At 64.2% G+C, this 16,224-nt stretch carries 15 protein-coding genes; 7 read left to right on the top strand and 8 right to left on the bottom strand.

Going from position 1 to position 16,224, the window contains the following annotated elements:
- Nucleotides 1-66 precede the first annotated feature (66 nt).
- From phrB to MnOB_RS21795, 4 genes are all read right to left on the bottom strand, one after another.
- The gene (gene phrB / locus MnOB_RS21810) at nucleotides 67-1,497 is read right to left on the bottom strand and encodes a deoxyribodipyrimidine photo-lyase (RefSeq protein WP_077526315.1); all 1,431 of its coding nucleotides are present in this window, start codon (nucleotides 1,495-1,497) and stop codon (nucleotides 67-69) included.
- Between the two features lie 11 nt (nucleotides 1,498-1,508).
- Nucleotides 1,509-2,438, bottom strand: a complete 930-nt coding sequence (locus MnOB_RS21805) for a MerR family transcriptional regulator (RefSeq protein WP_077526314.1) — start codon at nucleotides 2,436-2,438, stop codon at nucleotides 1,509-1,511.
- Between the two features lie 2 nt (nucleotides 2,439-2,440).
- Nucleotides 2,441-3,409 (bottom strand): YbgA family protein, encoded by a 969-nt coding sequence (locus MnOB_RS21800; protein WP_077526313.1) that lies wholly within the window; start codon nucleotides 3,407-3,409, stop codon nucleotides 2,441-2,443.
- A 253-nt stretch (nucleotides 3,410-3,662) separates the two neighbouring features.
- Nucleotides 3,663-4,646 carry an NAD(P)/FAD-dependent oxidoreductase gene (locus tag MnOB_RS21795; protein WP_077526312.1) on the bottom strand — a complete coding sequence of 328 codons (984 nt, stop codon included), beginning with the start codon at nucleotides 4,644-4,646 and terminating at the stop codon, nucleotides 3,663-3,665.
- Nucleotides 4,647-4,843: 197 nt separating this feature from the next.
- On the opposite strand from MnOB_RS21795, the gene MnOB_RS21790 reads away from it, so the two are divergent.
- From MnOB_RS21790 to MnOB_RS21780, 3 genes are all read left to right on the top strand, one after another.
- Entirely contained in the window at nucleotides 4,844-5,752 is a 909-nt protein-coding gene (locus tag MnOB_RS21790; RefSeq protein ID WP_077526311.1) for a TIGR01777 family oxidoreductase, read from the top strand.
- The gene (hemH, locus tag MnOB_RS21785; protein WP_077526310.1) at nucleotides 5,752-6,780 is read left to right on the top strand and encodes a ferrochelatase; all 1,029 of its coding nucleotides are present in this window, start codon (nucleotides 5,752-5,754) and stop codon (nucleotides 6,778-6,780) included. Before MnOB_RS21790 ends, hemH begins: the two co-directional genes overlap by 1 nt.
- Before the next feature lie 209 nt (nucleotides 6,781-6,989).
- On the top strand, nucleotides 6,990-8,357 hold the full coding sequence (locus tag MnOB_RS21780) for a spinster family MFS transporter (RefSeq protein ID WP_077526309.1): 1,368 nt from the start codon (nucleotides 6,990-6,992) through the stop codon (nucleotides 8,355-8,357).
- Nucleotides 8,358-8,504: 147 nt separating this feature from the next.
- Here the strand turns inward: MnOB_RS21780 and MnOB_RS21775 are convergent, their stop codons facing one another.
- The gene (locus MnOB_RS21775; RefSeq protein ID WP_077526308.1) at nucleotides 8,505-9,782 is read right to left on the bottom strand and encodes a uracil-xanthine permease family protein; all 1,278 of its coding nucleotides are present in this window, start codon (nucleotides 9,780-9,782) and stop codon (nucleotides 8,505-8,507) included.
- A 3-nt stretch (nucleotides 9,783-9,785) separates the two neighbouring features.
- The gene (upp, locus tag MnOB_RS21770) at nucleotides 9,786-10,424 is read right to left on the bottom strand and encodes a uracil phosphoribosyltransferase (RefSeq protein WP_077526307.1); all 639 of its coding nucleotides are present in this window, start codon (nucleotides 10,422-10,424) and stop codon (nucleotides 9,786-9,788) included.
- A 279-nt stretch (nucleotides 10,425-10,703) separates the two neighbouring features.
- On the opposite strand from upp, the gene MnOB_RS21765 reads away from it, so the two are divergent.
- Both MnOB_RS21765 and MnOB_RS21760 read left to right on the top strand, forming a co-directional pair.
- The gene (locus MnOB_RS21765; protein ID WP_077526306.1) at nucleotides 10,704-11,261 is read left to right on the top strand and encodes a hypoxanthine-guanine phosphoribosyltransferase; all 558 of its coding nucleotides are present in this window, start codon (nucleotides 10,704-10,706) and stop codon (nucleotides 11,259-11,261) included.
- 3 nt (nucleotides 11,262-11,264) lie between these two features.
- Nucleotides 11,265-11,738, top strand: coding sequence for a WbuC family cupin fold metalloprotein (locus tag MnOB_RS21760; protein ID WP_077526305.1), 474 nt, complete (start codon nucleotides 11,265-11,267; stop codon nucleotides 11,736-11,738).
- On the opposite strand, the gene dauA is transcribed toward MnOB_RS21760, so the two are convergent.
- On the bottom strand, nucleotides 11,705-13,459 hold the full coding sequence (gene dauA, locus MnOB_RS21755) for a C4-dicarboxylic acid transporter DauA (RefSeq protein ID WP_077526304.1): 1,755 nt from the start codon (nucleotides 13,457-13,459) through the stop codon (nucleotides 11,705-11,707). The genes MnOB_RS21760 and dauA overlap by 34 nt on opposite strands.
- 126 nt (nucleotides 13,460-13,585) lie before the next feature.
- On the opposite strand from dauA, the gene MnOB_RS21750 reads away from it, so the two are divergent.
- Both MnOB_RS21750 and MnOB_RS21745 read left to right on the top strand, forming a co-directional pair.
- On the top strand, nucleotides 13,586-14,074 hold the full coding sequence (locus tag MnOB_RS21750; protein ID WP_077526303.1) for a hypothetical protein: 489 nt from the start codon (nucleotides 13,586-13,588) through the stop codon (nucleotides 14,072-14,074).
- 62 nt (nucleotides 14,075-14,136) lie between these two features.
- The gene (locus tag MnOB_RS21745) at nucleotides 14,137-14,424 is read left to right on the top strand and encodes a PA4642 family protein (protein ID WP_077526302.1); all 288 of its coding nucleotides are present in this window, start codon (nucleotides 14,137-14,139) and stop codon (nucleotides 14,422-14,424) included.
- Nucleotides 14,425-14,608: 184 nt separating this feature from the next.
- Here the strand turns inward: MnOB_RS21745 and mqo are convergent, their stop codons facing one another.
- On the bottom strand, nucleotides 14,609-16,126 hold the full coding sequence (gene mqo, locus MnOB_RS21740; protein ID WP_077526301.1) for a malate dehydrogenase (quinone): 1,518 nt from the start codon (nucleotides 16,124-16,126) through the stop codon (nucleotides 14,609-14,611).
- Between the last annotated feature and the right edge of the window lie 98 nt (nucleotides 16,127-16,224).

The following is a 16,224-nucleotide window of genomic DNA, read 5'->3' as shown; positions in this document are numbered from 1 at the left end:
ATCGCCGTTCTTTTTTCATGGCTCCCCGGAAATCCGCGAAGAACCTTTTTTATTGGCCGCGAATCTTCAAACAGTGCGTTCCGAAAGGTTCCGGAATGCCTCCAGTGCCCGATCGCGGCTGGCATAGAGGTCCACCAGTGGCAACGGATACCCCGTCACGCCGTACAGGCCACCCAACCCGGCCGGGTTGTGGATATCGCGCTTGTCGAGATGAGCGAGCTCCGGTAACCACTGACGCAGGAAGCGGCCGTCCGGGTCGAACTTCTGCGACTGGTTGATGGGGTTGAAGATGCGGAAGTACGGCGCCGCATCGGTGCCGGTCGAGGCGCTCCACTGCCAACCGCCGTTGTTCGCCGCGAGGTCGCCGTCGATCAGGTTGCGCATGAACCAACGCTCGCCTTCGCGCCAGTCGATCAGCAGGTTCTTGGTGAGGAACATGGCCACCACCATGCGCAGGCGGTTGTGCATCCAGCCGGTGGCGAGCAACTGGCGCATTGCCGCGTCGACGATGGGAATGCCGGTGCGGCCTTGCTGCCAGGCTTCCAGTTCCTCCGGCGCTCGGCGCCAGGACAGTGCTTCGGTTTCGCGCCGGAATGGCCGATGGCGGGATACGCGAGGGAAGGCCACGAGGATGTGCTTGTAGAACTCGCGCCAGAGAAGCTCGTTGATCCAGCAAACAGCGCCGGGGTTGCCACTGTCGAACTCCCCCTGGTTGTTGCGCAGCGCCGCGTGCAAGCACTGGCGGGGTGAAAGCACACCGGCGGCGAGGTAGGGCGAAAGCTGGCTGGTGCCGGCTGCCGCAGGGAAATCCCGGCGTTCCTCATAGCACCAGAGTTCTTCCAGGGCGAAGGCATCCAGGCGTTCGCGTGCGGCCTCTTCGCCAGCCGGCCAGAGTTGGCGCAGGCTTTCCGGGGGTATCGGGAAGCCTTCCACCAAAGCCGGGAGCGTATCGCTGGGGATATCCAGTTCCTCCTGCGCCACAGGTGGCGGCAAGCACCTCGGTAGCGCGGTGTGCAGGCGCTGGTAGCAGACCTTGCGGAACTGGCTGAAGACCTGGAAGCAGGTGCCGGATTGGGTCAGCACGCTGCCGGGGCGGAACAGCAACTGGTCGAGATGGCTGTGCAGGATGATATTGTCTGCCGCCAGCAGATCAGCCACCTGGCGGTCGCGCCGGGCCTCGTTGACGCCGTATTCCTCATTGACCTGGACCGAGCCGATGTCGAACTCGTGGCAGACCTCGCGCAGCACTTGTGGCGCATCGGCCCAGGTGTCGACGTGGCGAACCAGAAGCGGCACGTTCAGCCGGTCCAGTGCCCAAGCCAGCTCAGCCAGGTTGCGCAGCCAGAAATCCACCTTGGCAGGGGCGTCGTCGTGGGCCCGCCACTGACCCGGGCTGATGAGATACAGCGCCAGCGTGGGACCGGAAGTGAGGGCGGCCTGCAGGGCTGTGTTGTCCTGCACGCGCAGGTCGGTGCGGAACCAGATGAGCTGGCGCATGGCGCATTCCTTTATCGGTTGTGCAACAGGCCGAGGTCTGACAGGGCCTGCAAAGCGTCGAGCGGGCTTTGGGCCAGTATGACGCCGGGAGTGGGGTCCGCCTGGTGGATGGCCGCTGCGGGGCCTGCCAGCAGACACGGACAGTGATGGCCGTTGAGCAGTCTGGGCAATTGCCCCGGGCTGAGCGGCTGGCTGGAATAGAGCAACAACGCGCAGGGCTGGATGCGCGCCACGGCCAGGGGCAGTTCGGCGGCAGGCACCGGCCAGTCGAAGACGACTACTGCGCAATCGGCGCTGCTGGTCAGCCAGGCCGTGAGCCAGAGTCCGGGCTCCATTGGCAGCTCCGAAACATTGATCATCAGGATCGGTGCCCCGTTGTATTGGCGGTTGTTGTGGTAGAGCCTCGCGCCCAGCTTGGTTCGCAGCCAGGAGTGCAGGAAGACGCGCTCCGCCTGGCTGCCGAACTGGCCGCGCCAGCGTTGATCCAGTTCTTCCAGCAGGGGCTGCAACAACTGGCGGTAGAGGGTCTGTGGCGGGTAGAGCGCCACGGCGGCGTTGAAGAATTCGTCCAGTCGGCGTTCGGCGAGGTTGCTGATGGCTTCCAGCAGATGCTGGCGCTGCTGGTCCCAGGGTGAGTCCGGCGTTGGCTCGACGAGGGGCAGTGCGGCTTGTTCCTTGAGCAGCCCCTTGACCTGGCCGACGGCGACGCCTCGATCCAGCCAGGTGAGGATCAGGCGAATGCGCGCTACGTCTTCCGCCGTGTAAAGACGGTGGCCCTTGCGGGTGCGCAACGGGACGACCAGCCCGTAGCGGCGTTCCCACGCGCGCAGGGTCACCGGGATCACGCCGGTCTGGCGTGCCACTTCACGTATAGGCAGCAGTCCCTGAGACAGCGCAGCCTGGTAGTCGATTTCCGTGGAGATTTCGCTTGGGCTGTCCATGGCTAGACGGCGTTGCGCAGGCTGAGTTCTTCCGGATGCGGCTGCAGATAGGCCTGCTGGGTGATGTAGCGATCCGGGTGGCTGTTGAAGTGATGCTTGAGCAGGGTGATGGGCACAACCAGCGGGATGACGCCGCTGCGGTACTGCTCGATCAGGCGCTGGAGCTCGGCTTTTTGCATGGGGTTGAGGTGGGGTTTGAGATAACCACTGAGGTGCTGCAGCACGTTGCTGTGGGTGCCGCGCGTGGCGCATTTGCCAAGGGCCGTCATGAGCGCGGAGAAATAGCGCGACCCGATCTCCGTTGCCAGGTGCGCGCCGATGTCGCTGAGCAGTCGGCCAAGGACCTTGTACTGCACCGGGTCGTGGGCCATCAGTTGGTACTTGTAGCGGGAGTGGAAGGCGATGATCGCCTTGTGCGTCAGTCCCTCGCGGCACAGTGATTGCCACTGCGCGTAGGCGTAGACGCGGGTGAAGAAGTTCTCCCGCAGCACAGGGTCGTTGAGGCGACCTTCTTCCTCCACCGGCAGATCCGGACGCAGGGTGCAGAAGGCGCTGGCGAAGATGCCCCGACCGCCACCTTCGATAGCCTGGCCACTGGCCTGATAGACCTTGACCCGCGCCAGCCCGCAAGAGGGTGACTTGTGCATGAAGATGTAGCCACTGATGTCGCCGAGCTGGTCGGCCATGGTCCTGCCGAATTCGGCCAGCGCTTCGGTGTGATCTCGCTGCGGGTCACGTGTGCCGACCGCTCGTGGCCTTGTGGGGTCGCCAATCAGTCGAATGGGCGCGCGGGGTATGCCGAGGCCGATGGCCACTTCCGGGCACAGGGGAACGAAGTCGAAATACGCCGCCAGACTGTGACTGCACAGCCGTGACGCCTTGTGCCCACCATTGAAGCGCACAGGCTCACCAAGCAGGCAGGCGCTGATACCAAGTTTGGGACGCTGTGGCAGATCGAAATACATGGCCATGGGTGTTACCTGGACATGAGTTGTACAAGGTCTGATTCTTGTACAGATTTTTTGAAATGATAGAGCCTTACTTGTACAAGTCAAATGCCTTGTACAAGTTATGGATGAGCGGGATCAGTGAGAGCCGAGCAATCAGGACGTCACTTTCATCGATGACGAGAGGGGCTGACGAGCAAGTGTGTTCCGTGTCTGGACGGCTGCAGGGCCGTCCATTTCGAGAGCGGGAATTTGCGCAGGTCAGGTCGCGGCGCGATTACAGGTGCTCGAGCAGACGCCGGGCGGCTTCCTGGCCACTGAGCCAGGCACCTTCCACGCGGCCGGACAGGCACCAGTCGCCACAGGCGTAAAGACCCAGATCGGCATCGGCGAGTGCGCCCCACTGGTGCGCCTGGCTCGGCCTCGCGTAGAGCCAGCGATGCGCCAGGCTGAAGTTCGGCGCTGGAACGGCGCAGCCGATCATCTCGGCGAAGGCACCGTGCAAGTGTTCGATCACCGCGTCCTTGGGCATGTCCAGGTGTTGCTTGCTCCAGTTGCTGGTGGCGTGCAGTACCCAGGTGTCCAGGCTGGCTTCGCGGCCGGGCTTGGAGCGATTGCGAGCGAGCCAGTCCAGCGGGCTGTCTTGCAGGAAGCAGCCTTCGACGCGGGTATCCAGCGGTTCGCTGAAGCCCAGCGCAACGGCCCAGGTCGGCTCCATGGCGACGCTCGCGGCGGCACCGGCGAGCTTGGGTGCGGCGGCCAGAAGGGTAGCGGCGTGGGGCGCCGGGGTCGCGACTATCACATGACTGAACGGACCGTGACTCAGGCCTTCGGCATCCTGAAGGCCCCAGTGGCGTTCGCCACGGAAGACCTCGGTGATGCGGCAGGCAAAATTCACTGGCAGGGCACCGAGCAGGGCGCGGGTGATGGCGCTCATGCGTGGCGTGCCGACCCAGCGGATCTGCTCGTCGGGGGAGGGCAGCAGCTGGCCTTCGCTGAAGTGGTAGAGACTGGGCGACCATTCTGCGACCCAGCCGCGATCGCGCCATTGCTGCACCACCTCGGCGAAGCGACGGTCGCGGGCGGTGAAATACTGAGCGCCAAGGTCCACGGAGCCGGCGTCGCTGCGCTTGCTGGCCATGCGTCCGCCGCTGCCGCGGCTCTTCTCGAAGAGCTCCACGGCCTGCCCAGCTGCATGCAGCGCCTGGGCGGCGGAAAGGCCGGCTATGCCGGTGCCGATGATGGCGATAGGTGCACTCATGGTCTACCTCGTTACCTATGGCTACAGGCTACGCTTTAGACAACACCTGTACAAATTTCAAGCTTTGTACAGGTCGATCGGTTCCAATCGCTGACTTCTGCATTTCTGACGATACGTGGCTCAAACCGGGGCACGTTGATCCGTCATAAACCAGACTAGGGCGATATCCGCAGTTAGCGCCATGCGAGGAGGATGCCATGCACATATTGCTGACCGGCGGTACTGGTCTGATCGGTCGTGCGCTCTGCCAGCGTTGGCTCGCGGAAGGCCATCAGATCACCGTGCTGAGTCGGCGGCCGCAGAGCGTCGCCAGCCTCTGCGGCCGCACAGTGCGTGGCATCGGCCAGTTTCCCGACTACGGCGACGAGCCCCTGGATGCCATCGTCAACCTGGCGGGCGAACCCATTGCAGACCGGCCGTGGAGCAACAAGCGCAAGGCACAGCTTTGGGGCAGCCGCATCACCCTGACCGAGCAAATGCTGGAGTGGTTGGAAAAGCGCGGCCAGATGCCGCAGGTCCTGCTCAATGGCTCCGCGGTTGGCTGGTACGGTGATGGGGGCGAGCGGGAACTGACCGAGGATTCACCTCCGGTAACCGATGATTTCGCCAGCCAGCTCTGCGTGGCCTGGGAGGAGACCGCGCAACGCGCAGAGGCATTCGGCATCCGCGTGGTGCTGGTGCGCACCGGTCTGGTGCTGGCGCGTGACGGCGGATTCCTCAAACGCCTGGTGCCGCCCTTTCGCCTGGGACTGGGTGGCCCCTTGGGCAATGGTCGGCAATGGATGCCGTGGGTGCACATCGACGACCAAATCGCACTGATGGATTTTCTCTTGAAGCGGAGCGACGCGCGCGGTCCCTATAATGCGTGCTCGCCGCAGCCCGTGCGCAACCGCGATTTCGCCCGCAGCCTGGGTCGCGCTTTGGGGCGGCCAGCCTTCATGCCGGCGCCGGCCTTTGTCCTGCGCCTGGTGCTGGGCGAACTGGCCGGTCTGTTGCTCGGCGGCCAGCGTGCGGTACCGGCCCGATTGCGGGCGGCGGGTTTCACCTTTGCATTCACCGATCTGGACATGGCCTTCGGCGACCTGCTGAAGCCTAAGGATGTTTGATGACTGATCACGCGCTGCTGCTGGTCAACCTGGGTTCCCCGGCTTCCACCAAGGTGGAGGACGTGCGGAGTTACCTCGATCAGTTCCTCATGGACCCCTATGTGGTCGACCTGCCCTGGCCGCTGCGGCGCCTACTGGTTTCGCTGATCCTGATCAAGCGTCCGGCGCAGTCGGCTCATGCGTATTCGTCCATCTGGTGGCCGAACGGCTCGCCGCTGATCGTCCTCAGCCGCGAATTGCAGGACGCCATTGTTCCCCACTGGCGGCATGGCCCGGTGGAACTGGCGATGCGCTATGGCGAACCTTCCATCGAAAGCGCCCTGCGCAAGTTGGCGGCGCAGGGCATCAAGCGCGTGACCCTGGCACCGCTCTATCCGCAGTTCGCCGATAGCACCACCACGACCGCCATCGAGGAAGCCCGCCGGGTGATCCGCGAACAGGGCCTGAAGTTGGACATTGCGGTGCTGCCGCCCTTCTTCGCCGAGCCGGATTACCTGGATGCCCTGGTAGCCAGCGCCAAGCCCTACCTGGAGCAGGACTTCGACCACCTGCTGCTGAGCTTCCACGGTTTGCCCGAGCGGCATATCCGCAAGCTGGTCAAGGGTATCGACCCGCAGCATGACCTGAACGCCGCCGACAGCCGTGGCGTCAGCGACGAGGTCCTGGCCGTCTGCTACCGCAGCCAGTGCCAACGCACGGCGGAAGCTTTCGCTGAACGTGCCGGCCTTGCGCCGGGCAAGTGGTCGGTGTCCTTTCAGTCGCGCCTGGGCAAGGACAAGTGGATCGAGCCTTACACCGAAGCGCGACTCGACGAACTGGGAAAGCAGGGCGTGAAGAAGCTGCTGGTGATGTGCCCGGCCTTCGTTGCCGACTGCATCGAGACGCTGGAAGAAATCGGCCAGCGTGGCAGCGAGCAGTTCCAGGAAGCGGGAGGCCAGGAACTGGTGCTGGTGCCGTGCATGAACAGCCATCCGCAATGGGTTTCGGCCCTGGCGAAACTGTGCGAAACCGCAGTGCGGCCTCTCTGACCCCTTCCATGTAGGAGTGCGCCGGTGCTCCATCGCGAGCAGAGCTCGCTCCTACGATCTCCTCCAGGGGTAGCCATTAGCCGAAGGGCACGGATCGCATTCAGCCTGCCTATATGACGACCGTTCTCGTATTCAGGCCGCCCATGGCCACCTAAGCTGGGCTCTTCTTCAACCGTCGTGCGCCGCACCGGCGGCGCCGAGGAGAGCCCATGCAGAACAAGAACAATGGCTATCCCTCGGGCCTGAGAGCCTGGACCACCGTCGCCATCCTGATGGTGGCCTACGTGCTGTCCTTCATCGATCGGCAGATTCTCAACCTGTTGGTGGAGCCCATCCGCCGTGACCTGGTCATCAGCGACACGCAGATGAGCCTGCTGATGGGCCTCTCCTTCGCGCTCTTCTATACCGTCTGCGGCATTCCCCTTGGGCGTCTGGCTGACAGCCGCAGCCGACGCGGGTTGATCGCCGTCGGCGTGCTGTTCTGGAGCGCCGCCACTGCCGCGTGTGGCATGGCCAAGCTCTACTGGCAATTCCTGCTCTGCCGCATCGGCGTAGGCGTGGGCGAGGCGGCTCTGTCGCCGGCGGCCTATTCGCTGATCGCCGACAGTTTCCCCAAGGAGCGGCGCGCTACGGCCATCAGCGTCTACTCCATGGGCGTCTATCTCGGTTCCGGTTTGGCCTTCCTGCTGGGCGGGCTGGTGATCAAGTTCGCTTCGGCCCAGGGCGACGTGCACTTGCCGGTGCTGGGCGAGGTCCGGCCCTGGCAATTGATCTTTCTGGCCCTTGGCGCGGCCGGTGTGCTCTTCACCCTGCTGATGCTGGCGGTGCGCGAACCGCAGCGGCGCGGCATCGGCGCCGGCGTGGTGGTGCCCCTTTCGGAGGTCGGTCGTTACCTGCGCAGCAATCGGCGCACCGTCATCTGCCACAACTTCGGCTTCGCCGGCCTGGCCTTCGCCGGGTATGGCAGCGCGGCCTGGATTCCCACCTTCTACATCCGTACCCATGGCTGGGACGCCGGCCAGGTTGGCGTGATCTACGGCAGCCTGGTGGCCGTGTTCGGCTGCCTCGGCATCGTCTTTGGTGGGCGCCTGGCGGACTGGATGGCCAAGCACGGTCGGGCGGATGCCAACATGCGCGTCGGCCTGTTCGCCGCCATCGGCGCCCTGCCGCTGGTGGTGCTGTTTCCCCTGCTGGACGACGCTTTCTGGGTAACAGTGCTGATGGCGCCTACCGTGTTCTGCCTGAGCATGCCCTTCGGCGTGGCGCCGGCCGCCATCCAGGAAATCATGCCCAACGCCATGCGCGGCCAGGCTTCGGCCATCTACCTGTTCGTGATCACCCTGATCGGCCTTGGCTTCGGTCCCACCGCCGTCGCCCTGGTGACCGACTACGTGTTCGCCGACGACAAGGCCCTGCGTTACTCGCTGCTGATCGTTACCACCATCGCGGTGGCGAGTTCGGTGGTGCTGCTGTGGGCCGGGCTCAAACCCTATCGCGAGAGCCTGCAGCGGCTGCAGAACTGGGGCGCAGAAGCGCAGGACGACAGCATCCTCCGCGAGGCACAACCTGCTTCGTAGGATGGGTCGGGCGGCGTTCCGCGAGGAACGAAACCCATCACTCGGACTTGATGGGTTTCGCTCCGCTCTACCCATCCTACGGGAATCCCTGAACGGCGAAGTTCCATGAAAAAGCCCCGCATTCGCGGGGCTTGTTTTGGATCGGCTTCAGATATGTGGCGCATCGTCCGCGCCTTGATGCTTCCAGGTCTGGTGCCCCGGCAGAATCAGGTTGAGGGCGATGGCGACGATGGCGCAGAGGGCGATGCCTTTCAGGCCGAAATCGTCCTGGCCGGTGCCGGTGCCCACCAGCATGCCGCCGATGCCGAATACCAGGGTGACGGAGACGATCACCAGGTTGCGGGCTTCGGCCAGGTCCACCTGGTGGCGGATCATGGTGTTCAGGCCAACCGCGGCGATGGAACCGAACAGCAGGCAGAGGATGCCGCCCATGACCGGTATCGGGATGCTCTGCAGGATGGCGCCGAACTTGCCGATGAAGGCCAGGCCGACGGCGAAGATCGCCGCCCAGGTCATGATTTTCGGGTTGTAGTTCTTGGTCAGCATCACCGCGCCAGTCACCTCGGCGTAGGTGGTATTCGGCGGGCCACCGAATAGGCCAGCGGCCGAAGTGGCCAGGCCGTCGCCGAGCAGGGTGCGGTGCAGGCCGGGTGTCTTCAGGTAGTTGCGGCCGGTCACGCTGCCCACGGCGATCACGCCGCCGATGTGCTCGATGGCGGGGGCCAGGGCAACCGGGACGATGAACAGGATGGCCTGCAGGTTGAACTCGGGGGTGGTGAAGTTCGGCAGTTCCAGCCAGGGGGCGGCGGCGATCTTCGCGGTGTCCACCACGCCGAACCAGAAGGACAGGGCGAAGCCGACGATCACGCCGGAGATGATCGGCACCAGGCGGAAGATGCCCTTGCCGAACACAGCGACGATCAGGGTGGTGAGCAGCGCCGGCATGGAGATCCACATGGCGGTGGCGTAGGGGATCAGCTCGGCGCCGTCACCGCCCTTGCCCATGGCCATGTTGGCGGCGATGGGGGCCATGGCCAGGCCGATGGAGATCACCACCGGGCCGATCACCACCGGAGGCAGCAGGCGGTCGATGAAGCCGGTGCCTTTGATCTTCACGGCGAGGCCGAGGAAGGTGTAGACGAAGCCCGCCGCCACCACGCCGCCCATGGTCGCGGCCAGGCCGAACTGGCCTTTGGCGAGGATGATGGGGGTGATGAAGGCGAAGCTGGATGCCAGGAACACCGGCACCTGGCGTCCGGTGACCAGCTGGAACAGCAGGGTGCCGAGGCCGGCGGTGAAGAGCGCTACGTTCGGGTCCAGTCCGGTGATCAGTGGCATCAGCACCAGGGCGCCGAAGGCCACGAAGAGCATCTGGGCGCCGGAAATCACCTGGCGCCAGAGCGGGTCCTTGAATTCGTCGCTCATCGATCAGTTTTCCTTCTGCTTGGTGCCGAAGATCTTGTCACCCGCATCCCCGAGGCCCGGGATGATGTAACCGTGCTCGTTGAGCTTCTTATCGATTGAAGCCGTGAAGATCATCACGTCCGGGTGGGCATCGTTGACCACCTTGATGCCTTCCGGTGCGGCGACCAGCACCATCGCGCGAATTTCCTTGCAGCCGGCGCGCTTGAGCAGGTCGATGGTGGCGACCATGGAACCGCCGGTGGCCAGCATCGGATCGATGATCAGCGCCAGGCGCTCGTCGATCTCCGGCGCCAGTTTTTCCAGGTAGGTGTGGGCTTCCAGGGTTTCTTCGTTGCGGGCCACGCCCACGGCGCTGACCTTGGCGCCCGGAATCAGGCTGAGGACGCCGTCGAGCATGCCGATGCCGGCGCGCAGGATGGGCACGACGGTGATTTTCTTGCCGGCGATTTTCTCGACCTGCACGGTGCCAGCCCAGCCCTGGATTTCGTAGTTTTCCAGGGGCAGATCGTTGGTCGCTTCGTAAGTCAGCAGGGCGCCGACTTCCTGTGCCAGTTCGCGGAAGTTCTTGGTGCTGATGTCGGCGCGGCGCATCAGGCCGAGCTTGTGGCGGATCAGCGGATGGCGGATCTCACGGATGGGCATGGGGAGGTTCTCCGGCGGGCTGGCAAAAAAATTGCGTTAGCTTAATTCATTGATCACGGGCTGTGCTGCACTGACTGGTGGGTCCAGAGCCCGGATGTCGCGGCGAAGCAAGGAACTGTCACACGCGGCAGCAGCCTGCTGCAGTATGGTCGACACTCGTCTGTCGGGACTTGCTCCGAGGCAGGCGGATGAGTACCTTTGCCGACTTTTATCTTGACGCCCCGTTCAAGTTTTCACCGGGAACCCTGCCTGTTCCCCGCAGAACCCAGAGGAATTGCCATGTCCGCCGATCTCGCACACATCCGCCAGGTAAGGGCCGAAGCCGATTGCCTGTACACCGACGCCCAGGTCGAGGCGGCCATCTCCCAGGTCGCCACCGCCATCAATGGTGAGCTGGCCGAACGCAACCCGGTGGTGTTCTGCGTGATGAACGGCGGCCTGATCTTCGCCGGCAAGCTGCTGCCCAAGCTGGATTTCCCGCTGGAGCTGTCTTACCTGCATGCCACCCGTTACCGCAACGAAACCAGCGGCGGCGAGCTGTTCTGGAAAGCCAAGCCGGAAATCTCCTTCATCGATCGCGATGTGCTGATCATCGACGACATCCTCGACGAGGGGCACACGCTGGCGGCCATCATCGATTTCTGCAAACACGCCGGGGCTGCCAACGTGCACACCGCCGTGCTGATCGACAAGACCCACGACCGCAAGGCCCGCCCGGACCTGAAGGCCGACTACGTGGGCCTGCCCTGCGAAGACCGCTACATCTTCGGCTACGGCATGGACTACAAGGGCTACTGGCGCAACGCCGCTGGCATCTTCGCGGTCAAGGGACTCTGAGCCATGAGTTCGCCGCGTTTCCTTGATCAGGCCCTGTTCACCGAGTTGGCCGAGAAGGCCGCGGCGAGCCCGCGCAAGCGCCAACATCACAACTTCCACGCCATGGAAGAGCCCTGCCACCGCCTGGCGGTAGGGTTGCAGCCAGAGACCTACATTCCGCCGCACCGTCACCTGTCTCCGGACAAGGCAGAGGGCCTGCTGGTGCTCAAAGGACGTCTCGGCCTGCTGATCTTCGATGAGGACGGCAAGGTGACCGACAAGCGAGAACTGGTAGCGGGTGGCGATTGTGTCGGCGTCGACCTGCCGCCGGGCGTCTTCCATGCGCTGGTGGTTCTGGAGCCGGATAGCCTGCTGTTCGAATGCAAGGCCGGTCCCTACCGCCCGGTAGGCGAGGGTGAGCAACCGAGCTGGGCGCCCCGCGAGGGTGAGCCAGGCGTAGCCGATTATCTGGCCTGGATGCGCTCGCTGTTCGCCTGATCCCCGACAGGCTCCAGCCAGCGCAACGCCTTGCTGCGAGCCTGTTCCAGCGTACTCACGTAGGCCAGTCTTCCCGTCTCGCGGTGCACGCCGGCACGGCGCAACTTGAGCCGCACCCGCGGTGAAGTGCCGACCAGCACCAATCCGATCCCCTGGCGACCGTAGTCGTGCAGCAGGTTTTCCAGGGCCGCCAGCGCGGTCATGTCCAGCATCGGCACCGCCGACATTTCGACGATCACCACCTTCACCTCGGGATTGAAGCGTCGCAGCACGCTCAGCGCTTTTTCTGCCGCGCCGAAGAACAGCGGACCGCGAATGGCGTAGACCAGCACCTGCTCGGGCAGATCGCGCAGGGCCTCGTGAAAGTGACGGGGCAGGGGCGCGGTGTCAGTGAGGTCGCTCATGCGCTTGATGAACAGGCCAGCGGCCAGCAGCAGGCCGACGCCCACCGCCAACACCATGTCGAACAGGACCGTCAGCACCAGGCAGGTGAGCAGGACCAGCACGTCGTTGCGCGGGGCAATGTGCAGGGTGTGCACCACGTGCCGCGCCTCGCTCATGTTCCACGCCACCATCAACAGGAGTGCCGCCAGCGCCGCCATGGGCAGGTAACTGAACAGCGGGGCGAGCAGCAGCATGGCCAGCAGCACAACGCCGGTGTGGATGATGGCTGCGATGGGCGACCGGGCACCGGCGCGCACGTTGGCTGCGCTGCGGGCGATTGCCGCGGTGGCGGTGATGCCACCGAACAGCGGCGCGACCAGATTACCTAGGCCCTGGCCGACCAGTTCTGCATTGGGATCATGGCGTGTGCCCGCCATGCCATCCGCGACCACGGCGCAAAGCAGCGACTCGATGGCGCCGAGCATGGCGATGGCGAAGGCCGGGGCCAGCAACTGGCGGATCAGTTCGAACGACAGGCCCAGGGGCTGGCCATCAGGGCCGGGCAGTAGCCAGGGCCAGGCGAACGTTGGCAGGAAGGGCGGAATGCCGGGATGGCTGATGCCGTCCACGACATAGCTGAAGCGCTCGCCGAGGGTCGCAACGGGAATGCCCAAGGCTTCCAGCAGCAGTCCGAGCAAAGCGCCCAGCGCCAACGCCACGAGATGGCCTGGGACCTTGGGTACCAGGCGCGGCCAGATCACCAGCACGGCGAAGCAGGCGACGGCCACCAGGGTATCGCCCAGGTGCGTGGTCGGCAGGGCTCCGGCCAGCAGGTGCAACTGGTCCACATAGTTCTGCGGCGTCCCGGGTAACTGCAGGCCGAGCAGGTCCTTGATCTGCAGGGTGGCAATGACGATGCCGATGCCGGCAGTGAATCCCAGCGTCACCGGGTAGGGGATGAACTGGATCAGCCGGCCAAGACGTGCCAGCCCCATGGCGATGAGAATCAGCCCGGCCATCAGCGTGCAGAGCAGCAGGCCGCCAAGGCCGAATTGTTGCGTGATGGGCAGCAGGATCACCACGAAGGCGGCGGTAGGCCCGGAAATATTGAAGCGCGAGCCTCCGGTGAGGGCGATCAGCGGCGCCGCCAGCAGCACTGTGTAGAGGCCATGTTGCGGCGCCACGCCGACCGCGATGGCCAGTGCCATGGCCAGGGGAATGGCGATGATGCCGACGGTGACGCCGGCAGACAGGTCGCCGCGCAGGTCGGCCAGGGAGTAGCCCTCGCGCAACGTCTGGCGCAAGGCCGCGAACAGGGGAGGGAGGTATTGGGACATGGTCGCTCCTGTGGCTGAGGTCCCGAGTATAGGAGGCAGGCTCCGAGAGGTAAGTCGGCAAGGGTCGAATGCCGCTGTCCGAAAGCCCCGTGCTAGAGTGTTCGCCCGCTGAATCCGGAGTCTTCGATGTTGCTTCCCTCGCGTTTCGGGGCCTGCCTGGCCCTTCTCCTGAGCCTGCCGCTGGCCTCCGCCGAAAATGCTCCCATGCATGCCCAGTTCCTGCCCCCGGACGACCTTTCGCTGCGTCAGGAGCAGCCCGATCAGCAGCAACTGATCCAGATCACCGAGTATTCGGTTGTGCTGGGCAGCCAGCGTCAGTCCAACCAGCAGCCGATTCCCATCACCTCGCCCGCCGTGCTGCGCCTCAAGGGCAAGCCGCTCAGCAAGGGCGCCGACGTGCGTCAGGTGGTGATCCAGTTCGATGTCGAAGGCAAGAGCCTGAAGAAGCCCGGCTACGACCCGCAGACCCACATCCTCAGCCTGAACTATCCGATGGCACAGTACGCGGCGGTGCTCGATCTGCTGCGCAATGGGCCGGTGTACTGCCAGTTCCTCAGTTACCCAAACGGCCATGTCTGGGCCGATCTGCACAGCGGGGCGGTACGCCTGCGTTGAGCGCGCAGGCCCGGCGGGGGTAAACTGCCCGCCCCGTGATACCCGGCCGAGAGATGTGAGCGATGCGTAAAGACAAGAAGCAGGTGATTGGCGAAGAAATCTCCGAAGACTCGATCAAGCTGTTCCTCGCGGTCGAGCCGGCTGACTCCACTCCGCCCTCGCTGCACAAGCTGATCAAGGCTTACCGTGGCCTGCGTATCGACGACTTCGAGCGTTTCGTCGGCTTCTTCGTCGAAGCCGGTTACGACCTCAACGCCAAGGATGAGAAGGGCAACGACTTCATCGCCCTGATCCAGGACCAGCGCCAGGCTGAGCCCTACATCGAAGTGATCAAGGCTGCTCGCGGCTGATCCCTTTGCGCTGTTGAGGAGCCCGCCATTGAGCGGGCTTTTTCATGGGCGCGGGTTCGAACGACAGGAGCGAGCCGATGGGCACGCTCGTTCGCGAGCAGAGCTCGCTCCTACAAAAAGCGGTTCTGCGGGCAACAAAAAACCGCCCCGAAGGGCGGTTTTTCTTTCAGCGTGCTACCGGGACTCAGGCGATGCTCTGGGTCGCGGTGTCGACGCTGGTCAGGCCAAGCGCCGCATCGGAGCGGGCGCTGACTTCGCGGTACAGGGCTGCGTCGCTTTCCAGGACCTTCTCGCGAGCCGGGAAGATTTCCTTCAGCTTGGCCGTCCATTGCTCGGAACGCGCCTGCTCGGCGAAGCAGCGCTCGATCAGGTTGAGCATGATGGAAACGGTCACGGAGGCACCCGGAGATGCGCCCAGCAGGGCCGCGATGCTGCCGTCTTCGGCCGAGACCAGCTCGGTACCGAATTGCAGGACGCCGCCTTTGCCTGCGTCCTTCTTGATGATCTGCACGCGCTGGCCGGCTACTTCCAGGCGCCAGTCCGCCGGATTCAGGTCCGGATAGAACTTGCGCAGGGCATCCAGGCGCTGTTCCTGGGATTGCATCACTTCCTTGACCAGGTAACGGGTCAGGTCGAAGTTGTCGCGAGCCACGGCCAGCATCGGGCCGAGGTTGCTCGGACGTACCGAGAGCGGCAGGTCCATGAAGGAACCGTGCTTGAGGAACTTGGTGGTGAAGCCGGCGTAAGGTCCGAACAGCAGGGATTTCTTGCCGTCGACCACACGGGTGTCCAGGTGCGGCACGGACATCGGCGGGGCGCCGACTTCGGCCTGGCTGTAGACCTTGGCCTGGTGCTGCTTGACCACTTCGGGGTTGTCGCAGCGCAGCCACTGGCCGCTGACCGGGAAGCCGCCGAAGCCCTTGCCTTCCGGGATGCCGGAGAGCTGCAGCAGCGGCAGCGCGCCGCCGCCGGCACCGAGGAACACGAAGCGCGCGGACACTTCACGAGTGGCGCCGGTCTCGGTGTTCTTGATGCTGACTTTCCAGCCCTTGTCGGTGCGGCTGAGGTTGGTGACCTTCTGGAAGTAGCTGACGCGGGTGTCCTGCAGGCTGGAGAGGTACTGCAGCAGCTGGTTGGTGACAGCGCCGAAGTTGACGTCGGTACCATTCATGGCGCGGGTCGCAGCGATTTTCTCGGACGCGTCGCGTCCTTTCATCATCAGCGGCGTCCATTTGGCCATGGTGGCGCGGTCTTCGGTGTATTCCATCTCGCTGAAGGCGTGGTGCTGGCGGAGCAGCTCGAAACGCTTCTTGAGGAAGGCTGTGTCCTTTTCACCGCGCACGAAGGAGAGGTGCGGAACGGCGTTGATGAAAGTCTTGGGCGAGCCGAACGCGGTCTTGCCGCTCATGTAGGCCCAGAACTGCTTGGACACCTCGAACTGGGCGTTGATGTTGGCGGCCTTCTTGATGTCGATGGAGCCATCAGCCGCCTGGGGCGTGTAGTTGAGCTCGCAGAGGCCCGCATGACCGGTGCCTGCGTTGTTCCAGGGATTGGAGCTTTCGATGGCTCCCGATTCCCGGAGTTCGGCGATCTCCAGCTTCATACCGGGATCGAGCTCTTTCAGCAGTACCGCCAGCGTAGCGCTCATGATGCCGGCCCCGACCAGCAACACGTCCACTGCTTCGTAATCGTTTTGCGCCATTTGCTCGCCACTCTCTCGTGAAGTAGTGAAAAACCGTCATCTCACGCTCTTTTGGAGACGTGAACCTCAAAAGGATCGGCTACCCCCAGGCAGGCCGC

Source organism: Metapseudomonas resinovorans (assembly GCF_002003485.1).
Lineage (GTDB): Bacteria > Pseudomonadota > Gammaproteobacteria > Pseudomonadales > Pseudomonadaceae > Metapseudomonas > Metapseudomonas resinovorans_D.
The sequence above is the reverse complement of the archived record's forward strand: the minus strand, read 5'-3'. Positions and strand labels throughout refer to the sequence as shown.